At 64.8% G+C, this 14,520-nt stretch carries 19 protein-coding genes, 1 tRNA gene, 1 pseudogene and 1 riboswitch; of the genes and pseudogenes, 13 read left to right on the top strand and 8 right to left on the bottom strand.

What is annotated here, in order from left to right; genetic code table 11:
* Positions 1–65 precede the first annotated feature (65 nt).
* From RPS27_RS12015 to RPS27_RS12025, 3 genes are all read right to left on the bottom strand, one after another.
* The gene (locus tag RPS27_RS12015) at positions 66–725 is read right to left on the bottom strand and encodes a hypothetical protein (protein WP_313754038.1); all 660 of its coding nucleotides are present in this window, start codon (positions 723–725) and stop codon (positions 66–68) included.
* On the bottom strand, positions 722–1,255 hold the full coding sequence (locus tag RPS27_RS12020; RefSeq protein WP_313754039.1) for a DUF3990 domain-containing protein: 534 nt from the start codon (positions 1,253–1,255) through the stop codon (positions 722–724). The genes RPS27_RS12015 and RPS27_RS12020 overlap by 4 nt, the downstream gene beginning before the upstream one ends.
* Positions 1,256–1,434: 179 nt before the next feature.
* Positions 1,435–1,650: a hypothetical protein gene (locus RPS27_RS12025; RefSeq protein WP_313754040.1), complete on the bottom strand. Its 216-nt coding sequence runs from the start codon at positions 1,648–1,650 to the stop codon at positions 1,435–1,437.
* Between the two features lie 106 nt (positions 1,651–1,756).
* Between RPS27_RS12025 and RPS27_RS12030 the strand changes: the two genes are divergently transcribed.
* The 7 genes from RPS27_RS12030 (at position 1,757) to RPS27_RS12060 (ending at position 5,802) form a co-directional block, all read left to right on the top strand.
* Positions 1,757–2,059: a hypothetical protein gene (locus RPS27_RS12030; protein WP_313754041.1), complete on the top strand. Its 303-nt coding sequence runs from the start codon at positions 1,757–1,759 to the stop codon at positions 2,057–2,059.
* Between the two features lie 195 nt (positions 2,060–2,254).
* Entirely contained in the window at positions 2,255–3,745 is a 1,491-nt protein-coding gene (locus tag RPS27_RS12035; protein ID WP_313754042.1) for a Fic family protein, read from the top strand.
* A gap of 62 nt (positions 3,746–3,807) precedes the next feature.
* Positions 3,808–3,939, top strand: a complete 132-nt coding sequence (locus RPS27_RS12040; RefSeq protein ID WP_313754043.1) for a hypothetical protein — start codon at positions 3,808–3,810, stop codon at positions 3,937–3,939.
* A 93-nt stretch (positions 3,940–4,032) separates the two neighbouring features.
* Positions 4,033–4,383 (top strand): hypothetical protein, encoded by a 351-nt coding sequence (locus RPS27_RS12045; RefSeq protein ID WP_313754044.1) that lies wholly within the window; start codon positions 4,033–4,035, stop codon positions 4,381–4,383.
* A gap of 7 nt (positions 4,384–4,390) precedes the next feature.
* Positions 4,391–5,008 carry a hypothetical protein gene (locus RPS27_RS12050; RefSeq protein WP_313754045.1) on the top strand — a complete coding sequence of 206 codons (618 nt, stop codon included), beginning with the start codon at positions 4,391–4,393 and terminating at the stop codon, positions 5,006–5,008.
* A gap of 164 nt (positions 5,009–5,172) precedes the next feature.
* Positions 5,173–5,487 carry a hypothetical protein gene (locus RPS27_RS12055; protein ID WP_313754046.1) on the top strand — a complete coding sequence of 105 codons (315 nt, stop codon included), beginning with the start codon at positions 5,173–5,175 and terminating at the stop codon, positions 5,485–5,487.
* A gap of 138 nt (positions 5,488–5,625) precedes the next feature.
* Entirely contained in the window at positions 5,626–5,802 is a 177-nt protein-coding gene (locus RPS27_RS12060) for a hypothetical protein (RefSeq protein ID WP_313754047.1), read from the top strand.
* 220 nt (positions 5,803–6,022) lie between these two features.
* Here the strand turns inward: RPS27_RS12060 and RPS27_RS12065 are convergent.
* A tRNA-Gly gene (locus RPS27_RS12065) sits at positions 6,023–6,096 on the bottom strand.
* A 174-nt stretch (positions 6,097–6,270) separates the two neighbouring features.
* On the opposite strand from RPS27_RS12065, the gene RPS27_RS12070 reads away from it, so the two are divergent.
* From RPS27_RS12070 to RPS27_RS12095, 6 genes are all read left to right on the top strand, one after another.
* Positions 6,271–6,849: a methylated-DNA--[protein]-cysteine S-methyltransferase gene (locus RPS27_RS12070; protein ID WP_212065084.1), complete on the top strand. Its 579-nt coding sequence runs from the start codon at positions 6,271–6,273 to the stop codon at positions 6,847–6,849.
* Positions 6,850–6,945: 96 nt separating this feature from the next.
* Positions 6,946–7,785 (top strand): helix-turn-helix transcriptional regulator, encoded by an 840-nt coding sequence (locus RPS27_RS12075; protein WP_212065083.1) that lies wholly within the window; start codon positions 6,946–6,948, stop codon positions 7,783–7,785.
* 130 nt (positions 7,786–7,915) lie between these two features.
* Positions 7,916–8,275, top strand: a complete 360-nt coding sequence (locus RPS27_RS12080) for a hypothetical protein (protein ID WP_211415560.1) — start codon at positions 7,916–7,918, stop codon at positions 8,273–8,275.
* A gap of 104 nt (positions 8,276–8,379) precedes the next feature.
* The gene (locus tag RPS27_RS12085; RefSeq protein WP_212065082.1) at positions 8,380–8,739 is read left to right on the top strand and encodes a VOC family protein; all 360 of its coding nucleotides are present in this window, start codon (positions 8,380–8,382) and stop codon (positions 8,737–8,739) included.
* A 146-nt stretch (positions 8,740–8,885) separates the two neighbouring features.
* Positions 8,886–9,287 carry an SRPBCC family protein gene (locus RPS27_RS12090; protein ID WP_313754048.1) on the top strand — a complete coding sequence of 134 codons (402 nt, stop codon included), beginning with the start codon at positions 8,886–8,888 and terminating at the stop codon, positions 9,285–9,287.
* Positions 9,288–9,400: 113 nt separating this feature from the next.
* On the top strand, positions 9,401–9,901 hold the full coding sequence (locus tag RPS27_RS12095) for a hypothetical protein (protein ID WP_259217959.1): 501 nt from the start codon (positions 9,401–9,403) through the stop codon (positions 9,899–9,901).
* On the opposite strand, the gene RPS27_RS12100 is transcribed toward RPS27_RS12095, so the two are convergent.
* The 4 genes and pseudogenes from RPS27_RS12100 to RPS27_RS12115 form a co-directional block, all read right to left on the bottom strand.
* Positions 9,898–11,343 carry an MATE family efflux transporter gene (locus RPS27_RS12100; RefSeq protein ID WP_212065079.1) on the bottom strand — a complete coding sequence of 482 codons (1,446 nt, stop codon included), beginning with the start codon at positions 11,341–11,343 and terminating at the stop codon, positions 9,898–9,900. The genes RPS27_RS12095 and RPS27_RS12100 overlap by 4 nt on opposite strands.
* 166 nt (positions 11,344–11,509) lie before the next feature.
* Positions 11,510–12,560 (bottom strand): annotated as a pseudogene (locus tag RPS27_RS12105) (hypothetical protein).
* A gap of 102 nt (positions 12,561–12,662) precedes the next feature.
* Positions 12,663–13,079 carry a PAS domain S-box protein gene (locus RPS27_RS12110; RefSeq protein ID WP_212065078.1) on the bottom strand — a complete coding sequence of 139 codons (417 nt, stop codon included), beginning with the start codon at positions 13,077–13,079 and terminating at the stop codon, positions 12,663–12,665.
* A 106-nt stretch (positions 13,080–13,185) separates the two neighbouring features.
* Complete coding sequence (locus RPS27_RS12115) at positions 13,186–14,322, bottom strand: 2'-deoxycytidine 5'-triphosphate deaminase (protein WP_371746215.1); 1,137 nt, start codon at positions 14,320–14,322, stop codon at positions 13,186–13,188.
* A gap of 80 nt (positions 14,323–14,402) precedes the next feature.
* A riboswitch (SAM riboswitch) is annotated at positions 14,403–14,482 on the top strand.
* Positions 14,483–14,520: the final 38 nt, after the last annotated feature.

The following is a 14,520-nucleotide window of genomic DNA, read 5'->3' on the forward strand; positions in this document are numbered from 1 at the left end:
ATGATGCCAACGGAGAGAGTCGGGAAATCGCTGGCGATGGTCATCTTGCGCCGGCACGGTCTCCCCTAGGCCTGACGCTGCAAGCGAGCTTTCATCTTTTCGATCCTGAAAATTATGCTGCTCGTCGGCTTTCTCCGACGGGCATATTCCTGCAGACCATTGAGGACATTCAGGGCGCGATCCAAACCATACACCTGCTCCCGATCGGCGGTCAGACCGGGCAGCGTTTCCATGTCGAGACGCCGCGGCAAAGGGCGTTTCCACGCCTTGCGTTCGAGGACGTAGGACGCGACGCCGGCGAATACGGCCAGACGTTGATATCCCAACTCGCCCATGAACTTGTTCAGGGTCGCCACTGGCACCATGGGAGCGCGGTCGTCGCGTGGTGCGGACGACAGGATCTCGCCGGCTCGTTCGACGTGCGCGGGCCGGTCGTCGAAGGGGAGAAACTTATCGATCCGATACGCTGGGAATACCAGATCGTATGCACTCATCCGTTCAATCGTCACGGGTCTCCCCGTCAGCGCGGCGGCCACGTCGAGGGGATGATCGTGAAGCGCAAGAGCCCGCTCCAACGGCGGCGCCTCCGACAGATCGCGCCGATACTCGTCCGCAAGGGCGGGGTCGGCACCGAAAACCCGGCCGACCGTGAACCGCACGGCGGACCAGTAGGCGGCTTCGGCTGCCGCAAGATCTTCCGGACGATCGGGATCGAGAACGGTCATGGCATTACGTTGAGCAGCGGGTTGCCGACTTCGAAGATCGTGACCTGCGAGATCGCAAGTATTCCGACTGCCGTATGAAACGATACCTGATCGGCTTGATCTATAGCTAAGGTCTGCGGCGCCGCCGTCACAGGCCCCGTGACGACATCGTAGGGTCCGCCTCGATGGACCCGCGGCGCATGGGGGATCCCTCCCGCCCTGCAATAGGCGACGAAATCGTAGAAGCGGTCGCGGTCGCTCGGAAACACAAGCGTTTGCAGGTTCGCGAAACGATTGCGGCCGACCAGCATCCTCAGCACGACGGCCTTGCCGGCGCGCTGGCGCCTGACGCGCGTGTTGGCCCAATTCCTGGCCTGATGCAGCCACGTCGTGGTGTAGAAGCCGGGTCCGAAATCGGGCCTGGCCGCGCCGACCGAGGGCGAGATGTTATGCGGCCCGCCGCCGGGACTGATTCCGTTCGGGTTGGCCGGCCGGAGCGAGCGGTCGCTGCAGCCGTGATAAAGGACCATGTCGTCGTTCGCCCACGCCACCCTAGCTATCCCCCGCCCTACGGTCGCAAGCCTAGAGTTGCGAACGGAACCCGACAAGAGTGGCCTCGCCGCCGAGGGCGTGCGGTGCGTTGTGGCGTGCCTGTTCATCGGCCGCGGCGCCCTCTCCGGAGACAGGCCGACGGCCATCCTCGGCGGCGCCGGCGAAGGCATGATCCCGGTCACGATGTACCGATGGAGACGTCGATGACCACCCCACCAGCAAGGAGGGCGTCCGCCTCTTCCGTCGGCGAGTTCGCAAAGGGCACGCTGTTCGGCGCCTCTCCGTCAGCGGTTGGCACACCGCGACGTTGACGATGCGGCTTCTCGTCGACGGCGGCCAGCCCGTCGCTTGAGGACGCAGCGTCGCGCTCGAATGGCTGCATCCGGGCGGGCATCTCGGTCGTCGCGCGCAGCGAGACCCGCAAGCAGCGCGGGCGGCGTAGAGACGAACGGCGGGCACGTCCGGCTAAGGACACCGATCCCCCTCTTCGCGCGCGGTTCATGCGGGCCGAGCCAGATGGGTCTTCGGAAGGGTCATTTGAGGTCTTTTTTGAACGATTTTTAGCAATCACCCCCATTTTTGAACGTTTCGCCGCGCAGCTGAGCGTTTTTCTGCTTCCGATGGGTTTTTCGGCCTACGAAGATGCCCCTGAACGATTTTCTGCGAAATACTCCATTCCTGAACGTTTTGCCGCGCGACTGAACGATTTTCCGCAGTTAGGGTGTTCCCACGGCTTGCCGGAAGCCTTATTGAACGATTTTCTGCAAGTGGTCTCCGTTTTGAACGTTTCGCCACACGGCTGAACGTTTTTCCGTATTCGAGGTCATTTTCGCGGTCGACGAACGCTTTTTTGATCGATTTTCTGCGAACGGCCCTATTTCTGAACGATTTTCCGGAAACCTGAACGTTCTACCGCGAACTCGCCGCATCTTGAACGTTTCGCCGGCTTCCTAAGCGATTTTCCGCCCGGGAGCCCTATTTTGAACGAGGAGGCCCAATTGCAGGAACAGAGCCTAGGCCAACTCCGCCTCCATGAGATGCTGGAGCTCGACGTACCGAAACCCCACGTCCGCTCGACGGCCGTCCGCGGCAACCGCCGGACCATCGAAGGGCAGGACGCGCTGATCGAACAGTTTCCTCCTCGGTACGTCCCGGAAGACACCGCGATCGAGCATCTCAAGTTCGCGCTGCGCCACGAACCGCTGGACATGGGCGTGCTGGCGGCGGCATTCAGGGCGATACCGAAGCAGGACATCGAGACATGGGTCAAGTCCGAGCCGACCGGCGCCGTCGCGCGACGCGCGTGGTTTCTCTGTGAGACGCTGACTGGCGAGACGCTCGACGTCGAAGACGCCGGCGCGGTGACCTACGTCGACGCGCTGGATCCCGAACTCCACGTCGTCGCGAATGGCGTGCGGTCCCGCAGGCACAAGGTGACGGACAATCTCCTCGGCGTGCCGGGCTTCTACCTCACCGTCCGGCGGACCGCGAAGATCCGCCAACGCATCGCCGAGAAGCTCGACGAGGTCGCGAAGGCGTACACGGAGAAGGTGCCCGCGGAGACGATGATGCGGGCCGTGCAGTACCTGTACACGAAGGAGACGAAATCCTCCTTCGAGATCGAGCACGAAAAGCCGACGCCGGAGAAAGCGCGGCGCTTCATCGCCGCGCTCGAACAGGGCGAGAAGTTTGACCCAACCGACGAGAAGGGTCTCGTCGCTCTCCAAAACGAGATCGTCGACCCGAGATACGCCGCCAAAGACGTCCGCGACTTCCAGAACTTCATCGGCGAGACCCTAGGCTCGCACCGCGAGAAAGTGCACTTCGTCTGCCCAAGACCGGAGGACGTGAAGCCGATGATGGCGGACTGGATGAAGATGACCGCGCGCCTGAAGAAGGACGCCGAGCCCGTCACCGCGGCGGCGCTGATCGCCTTCACGTTCGTCTTCATCCATCCGTTCGACGACGGCAACGGCCGCATCCATCGCTTCCTCATCCATCACGTGCTGTCGTCGCAGCACTACACTCCGCAAGGAATCATCTTCCCGGTCTCGGCGGCGATCCTGCGCAACATGAAGGAATACGACGCGGTTCTCGAAAGCTACTCGAACCCGGTGCTCGCGCACGTCAAGTATAGGATGACGCCGAAGCAGGAGGTCGAGGTACTGAACGAGACCGCGCACTTGTACCGATACTTCGACGCGACCCGCTTCGTCGAATACCTCTACGACAAGCTCGCGGAGACGATCGCCACCGACCTCAAGGAGGAGGTCGAGTTCGTCGAGAAGTTCGACCGGGCGTACACCGCGGTGACCGACCGGATCGACATGCCGAACAGGCGCGCGTCGCTGTTCGTGCGCCTCTGCATGCAGAACGGCGGAAAGCTGTCGAAGAAAAAGCGCGAGCAGTTCCCCGAACTGTCCGACGACGAGATCACGATGCTCGAAGAAGCCATCGCGGAAGCGCTGGCGGAATTCGACGAAGCCTAGACTGGCGCACACATCGGTACACGCACGGCCCGTCCGAACGCCACGACGATGGATCCACGACGATGCTCCGCCCCGCCGTCGGCGTCGCGCGTGTATCGGTCCCGCGCCTGCATGCGCATCTCAAGCGCTGGTTCGATTTGGTCAAGGGCCGGCAGGGCGTGGTCCGCGGGCGGCGGGCGTTCATCGAACCGTGACGTCGCCGGCGGGCGCGGATACGATTGTCACCTGGCCGGCGTATGGTACCCTTTTGGTTGCATTCCAGCCCAGCTCGACCTTTGAGGTGATACATGGTCATGATCGAGTCGACCGCTCCCGACCCGCTTGAGACGATCTTTGCGGACTTCGAAAGGAAGTCGGGCTGGAGCCTGAGCCCGCAGGCGAAGACCATCCTCAAGGAGGGCCTCAAAGCAGTCCACGTGGATACGCTCGGCCTCGGAGATTTCGCCGTGGCCGTTGATAGAGCTCCCATAGTCCGTCAGGTCATGGGCGCCCTACCCACGTTTCTGTTCGATCTCGCGAAGAAGGCCGACAACCGCGCCAAGGTCGAGACGTCCAAGCGGACGATCGGCGGCGTGTTCGTCCTCCAGAACATGGGGCTGTGGCAAAGCCTTTCGGGTTGCACCTGCTGGCCGATCTGAGCCGACCATGAACGGTGCAGCGCCTCCGCCCCCCACGACGATCAAGGACACGATCGACGCGAACTCCGGTCGCTTCGAGTTCCTCAAGCAGACGCTCACGCTGGGCCTTGCCGGTATCGGCGGCGTGGCGGCCCTCTTCACCGACCCATCGCGCGTTCCGAGCGACACGCTCTCCAAGTGGGTGTTGGTGCTCGCCGGCGCCGGCCTGCTCTTCGTCGTGGCGTTCGCCGTCATGGGGCTCTCGGCCTATGCAAATCTGCTGACAGTCACCGCGAAGGTTCCTCAGAACCCCGATGACGTGGACAAGTATTCGAAGGGCGTGCGCGGTCATGCGCGCGTCGTGATCATCGCGCTTTCGCTGGCACTGGCGGGTACGGTCACGTTCGCGGTCAATCGCTTGTTCGCGCCCGCGACGACGCCCGACGGTGCGCTCACGACTGCTGCCGGCTTCGTCGCGAAGGAGACGGGCCTCACCTCCGACAGGATCCACTTCGACAAGATTGAGACCGACAGCGACGCCTACGTCGTCATGTTCACGGTGCCGACGACTGGCAACGCCTTCACTGTCCGCGTCGCGAAGAAGGATGGTGCCGTGTCGCAGGCCTCGCAGCAAAAGAAACCGTAGCGGATTGTTGCGGCGACTCACGGCGATCGCTATATTCGGAACGGGCTCGCCACCTTCGACCTGTCGCCGGGTCAAACGGCTTCCACATCGACCATCCCGATCCTTTCGGACCGCGGCACTTGGCTTAATCGGCGACCCGTGTGCCCGTAACCGAGGATTGTCAGATGAAGTCGATCGTCAGTCTCAACGATATCGAACGCATGAAGGATGCCCTTCGGGCATCGCTCCCCGGCGTCAAGTCGTCCCACCGCGTCGAGGCGCTCGCGCGCGGCCTGGGCTGGACCACGAACGCGTCGATGCGCGCGGCGCTCGCAACGGCGCCGGCGGGGACCGTTCCGGACGAAGGCGCCTTTCGCGACTACCTGCGCCAGCATTCCTTCGACGCGCCGGGCGGCACGCTGATGCGGGCGTTCGCGCAGCCGGTCTCCGGAAGGCGATGGATCTCGCGCCCGAGCTCAGCAGCTTCGGGTACCGCGTGACGCGTGGCCGCAACGAGACCGCCGAGGAGGCCGAGGCACGTTTCCTGGAGAACCGCGACGGAGATACTCGGCAAGCACGGCGTCGATGAGTTCATCCGAGCCGCCGAGTTCCTCTCGAAGTTCGGCCGGCGCAAGTCGATGAACCGCACGCGCAGCAGCTACGGGCTGAAGCACGACGCCGAGCGCGAGGCGGGAGACTACGTCGCGAACGGCATGCTGATCGCCGCGGCTCTGGCGTTGGACTTCTCCGCCGAGCGGACCCATGCCGGGTCGCCAAACGCCTACTTCAACATCTCGTTCAAAGCGGCTGCGTAGCCGCGGCGATCATGGTCGGCATCATCAGCACCAGCATGATGATGCCGATGCCGGCGCTACGTCGACGATCATCGCCGCGATGATCATCGGCCCGTCGGACCTGCCGGTGCCGGATTTTCGGCCTGATTGTTGTACGCGGGTTGTACAGGATTTTTGGAAACGACGGAAATTCGGAGCGAAAAATGCTCGGAATGGTCTTATTTTATAGGAAAAAGGTGATTGGAGCGGGCGAAGGGAATCGAACCCTCGTATGCAGCTTGGGAAGCTGCCGTTCTACCATTGAACTACGCCCGCGGATGCGCGAGGCCGCGCGCCTCTTGATTAGCCGAGACGGCGCGCCTCGCCAAGCGGTTTGGCGCAGCCGACCGGACGCTTCTTAACGTTTTGGCAAGATTCCAGGTGCGCCGGATTGTGGCGGTGTTATGATTGGATGTCTGGGGAGAGACGTGCACTGAGTGGGGCGTGTGCATGGTGGGGCGTGGCTATTCGATATTCGACACGGCCATAGGCCGCTGCGGCATCATCTGGAGCGGCACTGGCGTCGTCGCCGTGCAATTGCCGGAGGCGCGGGAGATCGACACCCGCCGCCGCATCTTCCAGGCCCATCCCGAGGCGCGCGAGCAGCGGGCATCCGAAAATGCCGAGCTTGCGATCGAGGGCATCACAGCCCTGCTGCAAGGCGGCGATCCCGATTTTTCCGAGGTCAGCCTGGATGCCGGCGGCGTGTCCGGCTTCAACCGGCGGGTCTACGAGTTCGCCTGCTCGATTCCGCGCGGCGAGACGCGGACCTATCACGAGGTCGCCAAGGCGCTGGGCGCTTCGGGCGCCGGGCATTCTGTGGCGCAGGCGATCGCGAAAAATCCCTACATGCTGATCGTGCCCTGCCACCGGGTGCTGGAGGCCGGCAATTACGCCGACCGGCTTTCGCCCTATGGCGGGGTGATCTCCAAGCGGCGGCTGCTGGCGCTGGAGGGCGCCCATCCCCTCGCCAGCAAGACGCTGTTCGAAGTGCTGCTGCCCGTTGCTCCGCCGCGCGCGCCTGGCTAAGGCGCGATCTCGATCGCACCTTAGCTTTGATTTTTTAGGCATGATCTTGTCGGACAACCGCTACACACTTGTCCGGATCATGCCTAGATAGGCGGCATGGACGCGACCTCGCTGCTGACGACACAATCGATCACGGTCTGCGAGTTCCGCTGCGACGCGGGACCGGACGACACGCCCTTTGCCGAATGCCGCACCGGGCATTCCATCGCCTATGTCCGCTCGGGCAGCTTCGGCTGCCGGTGCCGCGCCGGCTTCTTCGAGCTGGTGGCGGGCTCGATGCTGGTCGGCGCGCCCGGCGAGGAATACACCTGCACGCACGAGCATGTCAGCGGCGATGTCTGCCTGGGATTCTTCTTCAGCGAGGACATGGTGGATGCCCTGCACGGGCGGCGCGAGATCTGGCGGATTGGTGCCACTCCACCGCTGCCCGAATTGATGGTGCTGGGCGAGCTCGCTCAGACGGCTGCAGATGGCAACAGCGACATTGGCCTCGATGAAGTCGGCCAGATCCTGGCCGGCCGCTTCGTCGATGTCATCTCGGGCAAGCCGCGCAAGCCGGCCACGCCCAATGCGCGTGACCGCCGCCGCGCCGTCGAGGCCGCGCTGTGGATCGACGACAATTCGCATGACGAGGTCGATCTCGAACAGGCCGCCAAGCAGGCGGGCCTCAGCCCGTTCCATTTCCTGCGGCTGTTCTCCAGCGTGCTCGGCGTCACGCCGCATCAATATCTGGTGCGCTCGCGGCTGCGGCACGCGGCGCGGCTGCTTGCTGACGACGGCATCGCGGTCACCGAAATCGCCTATGACGTCGGCTTCGGCGATCTCTCCAACTTCGTCCGCACCTTCCATCGCGCTGCCGGGGTCTCGCCGACCAAATTCCGCCAGGCCTCGAAGGGCGCGCGCAGCATCTTCGCCCAACGCCTCGTCCTCAACTGAGACAGGTCCGCCACCCTGCGGGGTAACAGTCTGTTGACCAGACGGCCGCGTCGCACTGGGCTTATGGCACGCCGCGCGGTACTACAACCACAGAGCGAACAGGCGCTCTTTCAGTGCGGCGAGCCGGCAGATGAACAATGCTCCGAATGACGTGATTGCGGCCACATTGGTCGCGCTTGCCGTCGGCCTCGCCTTCATCGCCGGCTGCGCCATCTACTACGGCCGTCAGATCACGTCGCGCAGGATTCCGATGCAGTGGGGCACCGATGGTCGGCCGGCCTGGTTTGCGCCACGCTTCATCGGGCTCTGGTTCAGCTTCGGCGTCACGACGGCGTTCTCCGCGTTCCTGCTCGCTCTCGCCCTGCATGACCCGCAAAAGTTGACGGCGCTGATCGTCGCAACGGTCAGTGTGATCGGAACCAACATGTGGGTTCAGGTCCATCACCTGAAACGCGTGATCCGGTGGCAATCGGAGGCGCGGGCGAGCTAGCCGGATGCCGAGCGCAAGATTCTCCAAGTGTCGTCCGCCTTATGCCGACTAGATTCGTCTCGGCCGCGCGCCGTTTGCGGCGCGCATTGCAAATGGAGACGACCATGTACGACCACATCGGACTTCGCGTTGCCGATCTCGACGCCGCGACGCGCTTCTACACCGCGGTGCTGGCGCCGCTCGGCTACGTCCTGTGCTCGAGCGGCGAGGGCTACGCCGGCTTCGGGCCGCAGGGCGCGCCGGCGCTGTGGCTGCACCTCAACAACGGCCGCAAAGCGGACGGCGCGCACATCGCGTTTCGCGCCGGGAGCCATGACGCAGTCAAGGCGTTCCACAGCGAAGGGCTGAAGAGCGGCGGCCGCGACAATGGCGGCGCCGGACCACGCAAGGATTACAGTCCGACCTATTACGCGGCGTTTTTGATCGACCCCGACGGCAATAATGTCGAGGCGGTTTGTACGTGAGGCGCGACCTGAGGTGCCACATGCGCCATCATTCCGGGATGGCGCGAAGCACCAGACCTCAGGTGCGCAATTGCGCACCGGGGAATCTCGAGACTCCAGGTTCGCGCTCCGCGCGCCCCGGAATGACCCCAACAACGGGAATCCCTATGGCCTCCATCCACAACGACATCCCCCTCTCCGCCCCCGCGCACGATGTCTGGGACGCGGTGCGCGACTTCGGTGCGCTGCCTGAGCGGCTGGCGCCCGGCTTCGTCACGGCCTGCACGCTCGACGGCGATGCGCGCATCGTCACCTTCGCCAACGGTTCGGTGGCCCGCGAAGTGCTGGTCGATTGCGACGACGCGCGGCGGCGTCTCGTCTATGCCATCAGCAACGAACGGCTGAAGCATTACAGCGCCTCGGTGCTGGTGATCGCTGACGGCGAGACGAGGTGTCGGCTCCTCTGGATCATCGACATGCTGCCGAACGAGCTTGCACCTTACGTTCAAGGACAGACCAGGGATGCCGTCATGGCCATCCAGAAGGCGTTTCCGCCTGCCGCGGCCTGACCGCGCTCTGTGAGCTTTTTCACAGAGCTCCGCCCTCGCCGCCCCCAATCATGCCCGCGTGCGTCCGGTTGGCTCCGCTCTCCCGGCGGCGCTGCGCACGCGAGGAGCATGCCATGAGAGGTGCGGACAAGGTGATCTGCCAGGCGGCCGCCGTGCTGCTGCTGTTTTCCGTCGCGAGCACGCCGGCAAGGGCGCAGCTCGCAGGGTTTGGCGGCGGCGCCGGCGGCGAGGACATGATGACCCAGATGGCCCCGATGCTGGAGATGATGAAGGCGAAGATGGGCAAGCGCCGCTTCGCCATGATGATGCAAACCATGGGCCCGATGATGAGCCGCATGATGGAGAACGGAGGCGGCGGGCTCGGTGGCATGATGGGCGGCGGAGGCCTGGGCGGCCTGCCCGCCGGCAATTTTGGCGGCGGCTTCGGCGCGCCCAATTACGGCGGCTACACGCCGATGGGCGGCGGCGCCATGCCGGCCGGCTTCGGCGGGGGTGGCGACATCATGGGCATGCTCGGCGGTTCCGGTGGCGGCGACATGATGGCGATGATCCCGCAATTGATGCGGCTTGCCAATGTCGGCGGCAGCGGCCATCGCCGCCACAAGCGCCGCTAGTCTGCGGCGCCGGACAAAGCAGGCCTGATCGAGGACTTGCTCGCGCGCGGTCCCCAGCGCGTCAGCAGGACACTGGAGGACGAGAGCAGGCCGAGCACGACCATCGAACTCGCGGCCAGCCAGAAGAAGCTCTGCGCGGTGGCGTCATGGGTCGACAGCCACCAGCCGGCTCCGGAGATGTAGACCAGCCGCGCCGTCTGCGCCAGCACCGGGCCGATCACCTTGGCCGCGCCTTGCGAGGAGAAGTACATGACCGTGGCGATGCCGAAAAAGGCGTAGAACGGTCCGACCGTCGCGAGATATTGGTGGCTCGCCGCGCGCACGGCCGCGCTGTCGGTGAAGATGTTGATCCAGAGGTCGGGGAACATCGCGACGAGGCAGGCCGGTGCGCCGACGGCCACGAAGGCGGCCGCGCTGGCGATCCAGGCGATGCGCCGGGCGCGCGCGATATTGCCTGCGCCGATCGCCATCCCGACCATCGGCACGCAGGCGATGCCGAACGAAAACGCGATCGAGGTCAGCAAGAATTCCAGCCGCGCGCCGATGCCGTAGCCGGCGAGGATCGTGGTGCCGAACTTCGCCAGCATGTGGGTGAAGATCGAGATCGTCAGCACCGATTGCAGCGGCGAGAAGCAGGCGATGGCGCCGACTTTCAGGATGTCGAAAAACATCGTCCATTGAATGCGCAGGCCGCGCAGCTTCGGCGTGACTCGCGCGCGCCCGGAGAACAGGTACCAGCCCATGATGCAGATGTTCATGGTGTAGGCGATCAGCGCGCCGGCCGCGACGCCGCGCATGCCGAACTGCGGTACCGGCCCGAGTCCGAGGCCGAGCGTGCCGCCGAGCACGATCTGCCAGGCCGCGGAGTTGAGGATCAGGAACGACGGCAGCTTCATGTTGCCGGTGCCGCGCAACACGCCGGCCATGGTGTTGAGCAGCCAGGGCAGCACGGCGCCGCCGAAAAACACCTGCGTGTAGGCGATCGCATGCGTCAGCACGTCGCCGCGGCCGCCAAGCATTTCCAGCACTTTGGGCCCGAAGATCAGCATGCCAAGCATGAAGACGAGGCCGAAGCTGATGCCGATCAACATCGCATGCGCAGCCAGCGTGCTGGCGCGTTCGCGGTCGCCCGCGCCGAGCGCGCGTGCAATGGCGGAGGCCACCGCGCCGCCCATGGCGCCGCCCGACATGGTCATGGTCAGGATGATGGTCGGGAACACCAGGGCCATCGCCGCCAGCGCCTCGACGCCGAGCCGGCCGATATAGGAGGTCTCGGCGATCACCGTGCAGGTGCCGGCCGAGAGCGCGATCGCGTTGGGCCAGGCAAGGCCAAGCAGCGTGCGCAGGATCGGCCCGTCGGTCAGCGCGCTTCGCACCGGCCGCGGCGGCGGCGGCAGCGGGCGCTCTTGCTCATCGACCGGGATTTCGGCGATGTCGGACATATCCTCTCCGGGGCACGGGCGCCCTTTGCGGCGCGGCAATGAACAGGTGTGCCAATAAATTTGTTCGCGCACAGGGCGCGGTGCGCCCTTGTTAGCACGGCACGGAGCGATTCCTCCTGCGCCGGATGCAGGCGTGCCCTGCGGCGGCGTATTTCAATAGATGGACCTAATCGATCGTCCAGACCAGCGGCGGACGACCGCCCGCCGCCGGGCGCACATGCACGCCGATATGCCGCCCGCATCCCGCAGCCAGGCCTTCGAACAATCCCTCCAGCACCGCAGCGCAAGCGGGATGATAGTCCGAGACGTCGTCCATCAGCTTCCAGCTTTGCTGGCGGATTTCGAAGCTGCCTTCAGACGTCGTACTCTCAGCCGTGTCGTCCTGCGCAGCAAACAGCGCGTTCAGGAACGAGGCGAATTCACTCGCCCCGCCGCGGCCTATGGCCAGCGCGGCCGCGACCTCGTCGAAATATTGCATGCCGATCAACTTGCCGGTGAGGTGCAGCAGATAGCCGGCATCTTCGGGACCGAACAGCTGCACCATCACGGGCGCGGCGGTGCGGACATATTCCATCGCGTAGTTGCGATAGGCCTTCTCCAAACGCGGCTTCGGCCAGCTCGCCACGGGAAGCGCCGGCGCAGTCTTCGCATCGAACAAGGGCGCTTCCAGGTGACGCGCGAACACGAGCCGCTGGTCCAGCTCGAGCGGGTGATCGTATTGATGGTAGTAGCCCTCCAGCCCGTCCTGGCCGTCGACACTCTGCTTGGTGCAGACGAAACCGAGCCTGAGATCTCCGAGGGCCGCACCATTGTTGGCGTGCCAGCCGCGCAGCATCGCGCGGGACACCTCGCCCGGCACGCCGCACATCGCGGTGCCCTTCCAGATCCAGCGCGGCGGCGGATAGCGGATCCAGGCCTTGGCGTCGCTCTCATACATGTACTCGACATGCACGCCGCCGATCCAGTTGGAGAGGTAGTGATACTGCGCGGCCGCGACCGCCGGCGGCAGATGATCGATCCCGAGCTTCTTCAGGCCCGGCAGGAAGCGCTCCTGCTGCTGGCGACGAAACACGCGGAAAACGAACTCGGCCGCATCAGCCGTGCCGCCGCGTGACGACGGTGAGGATGAGCCCGGTGAAGTAGGCGTGATAGAGCTCGGCAACCGCGCGCCAGCGCTTCCATTGGGCTTCCTGCGCGGCGTCTGAGACGGCGGCCATGTTCACTCCCGATCATGATTTCGATCGAGTGTGTCACCGCACCCTACGGCAGGCAACATGACGCGCGCGCAGGGCGCCCTGCGCGCGCCCGCCAATTCCGCATCACGAAGTTTGCGGCGGCGCCTTGGCTGCGCGCTCACGCTCGACCCGTTCGGTGACGTCGCGCGCCATCGCCACCGATCCCAGCACGTTGCCGCCGGAATCCCGCACCAATGCGAACGTCATCTCGATGTAGAGCTTGCGTCCGCTCTTGTGCAGCGCGCGGGTCAGCGTCGGCTTGCCCGCAAGCTTCATGCTGCCGCTCGCGAGCGCGGCCTCGAAACCTTTCCAGTGCGCGGCGCGCAGATGTTCGGGAATGATCAGGTCGAGATTCTGGCCGAGCGCTTCCGCGGCGGTGAAGCCGAACAGGGCCGTCGCTGCACCGTTCCACCGCATGATCGTGCCGGACCGATCCGAATAGATCAGCGCGTCCGCGACGTTCTCGGCAATCTTTGCGTCGAGTTCGGATGGATTGCTCATCTCGTCACCTCGTAGCCCGCATGGAGCGGAGCGCAATCCGGGATCGTGCCACAAGTGAGACTGTCCCGGATGACGCTTGCGCTCCAGCCGGGGCTACAGGATCGCGCTACACCCGGAAATGCTTCGATAGTTTGAGGCCCTGGGCCTGGTAATTGGAGCCGATGCGCTGGCCGTACATCGCGTCGGGGCGGGCCAGCATCTTCTCGTAGACGAGGCGGCCGACGATCTGGCCGTGCTCGAGGATGAACGGCACTTCGCGCGAGCGCACCTCCAGCACGGCGCGCGAGCCCAGCCCACCGGCGCCGGCATAGCCGAAGCCGGGATCGAAGAATCCGGCATAATGCACGCGGAATTCGCCGACCAGCGGATCGAACGGCACCATCTCCGCGGCGTAGTCCGGCGGCACCTGCACGGCTTCCTTCGACGCCAGGATGTAGAACTCGCCGGGATCGAGGATCAGGCTGCCGTCGGGACGGGCCGAGATCGGCTCCCAGAAATCTTCCACCGCGTAGCCGGAGCGGCGATCGACGTCGACGACGCCGGTGTGCCGCTTGGCGCGGTAGCCGACGAAGCCGCTCGCCTTCTCGCCGGAGAGGTCGACGGAGACGGCGACACCGCCCGACAGATCGGCATCGTCGACATCGACGAGGCGCTCAGTGGCGTGCAGGCCGTCGAGCTCGTCGGCGTTGAGGATGGCATCGCCGGTGCGGAAGCGCACCTGGCTGAGGCGCGAGCCCTCGCGGACCAGCACCGGAAACGTCTTCGGGCTGATCTCGGCATAGAGCGGACCGTGATAGCCGGCGCCGATCATGTCGAAGCGGCGGGTGCCGTCGGCGATCACGCGGGTGAAGACGTCGAGCCGGCCGGTCGAGCTCTTGGGGTTCGCGGCCGCGACGATCTCCGGCGGCAGCGCGAGGCTTTCCAGCAGCGGCACGATGTAGACGCAGTTGGTCTCCAGCACCGCACCGTCGGCGAGGCTGAACTCGTGCAGCTTCAATTCGTCGATGCGCTCGGCGACGGTTGAGCCGGGACCGGGCAGGAAGCTGGCGCGGACGCGATAGGCGATGTCGCCGAGGCGCAGATCGAGGCTCGCCGGCTGGATCTGGCTCTCGACGAAATCATAGGCGGGCAGGATGAGCCCCGCCTCCGCCATCGCCGCGATCATGCGGTCGGGCAGGATACCATTGGCGTCGGGCGCGACCGTGAACGTCAACCGGGGGTCCTCATCAGGGGTCAATTGCATCCGGACATGCCGGAAATACAAGTCTTTTACGGCTATCCGATGGACGCCTTGACGGAAAGGGCATTGCGGAATATGAGCATCACTTATCCCGTGGTGATTTGAGCCGGCCGGCTTGCAGCCACGTTAAATAAGTCGCTAAACAGGCCGGGGACCTCTGTGATCCCGGCCCGTGGAGATATCCAGGCCGGTTTTTTTGTG

It is taken from the genome of Bradyrhizobium sp. WYCCWR 12699 (assembly GCF_032144035.1).
Lineage (GTDB): Bacteria > Pseudomonadota > Alphaproteobacteria > Rhizobiales > Xanthobacteraceae > Bradyrhizobium.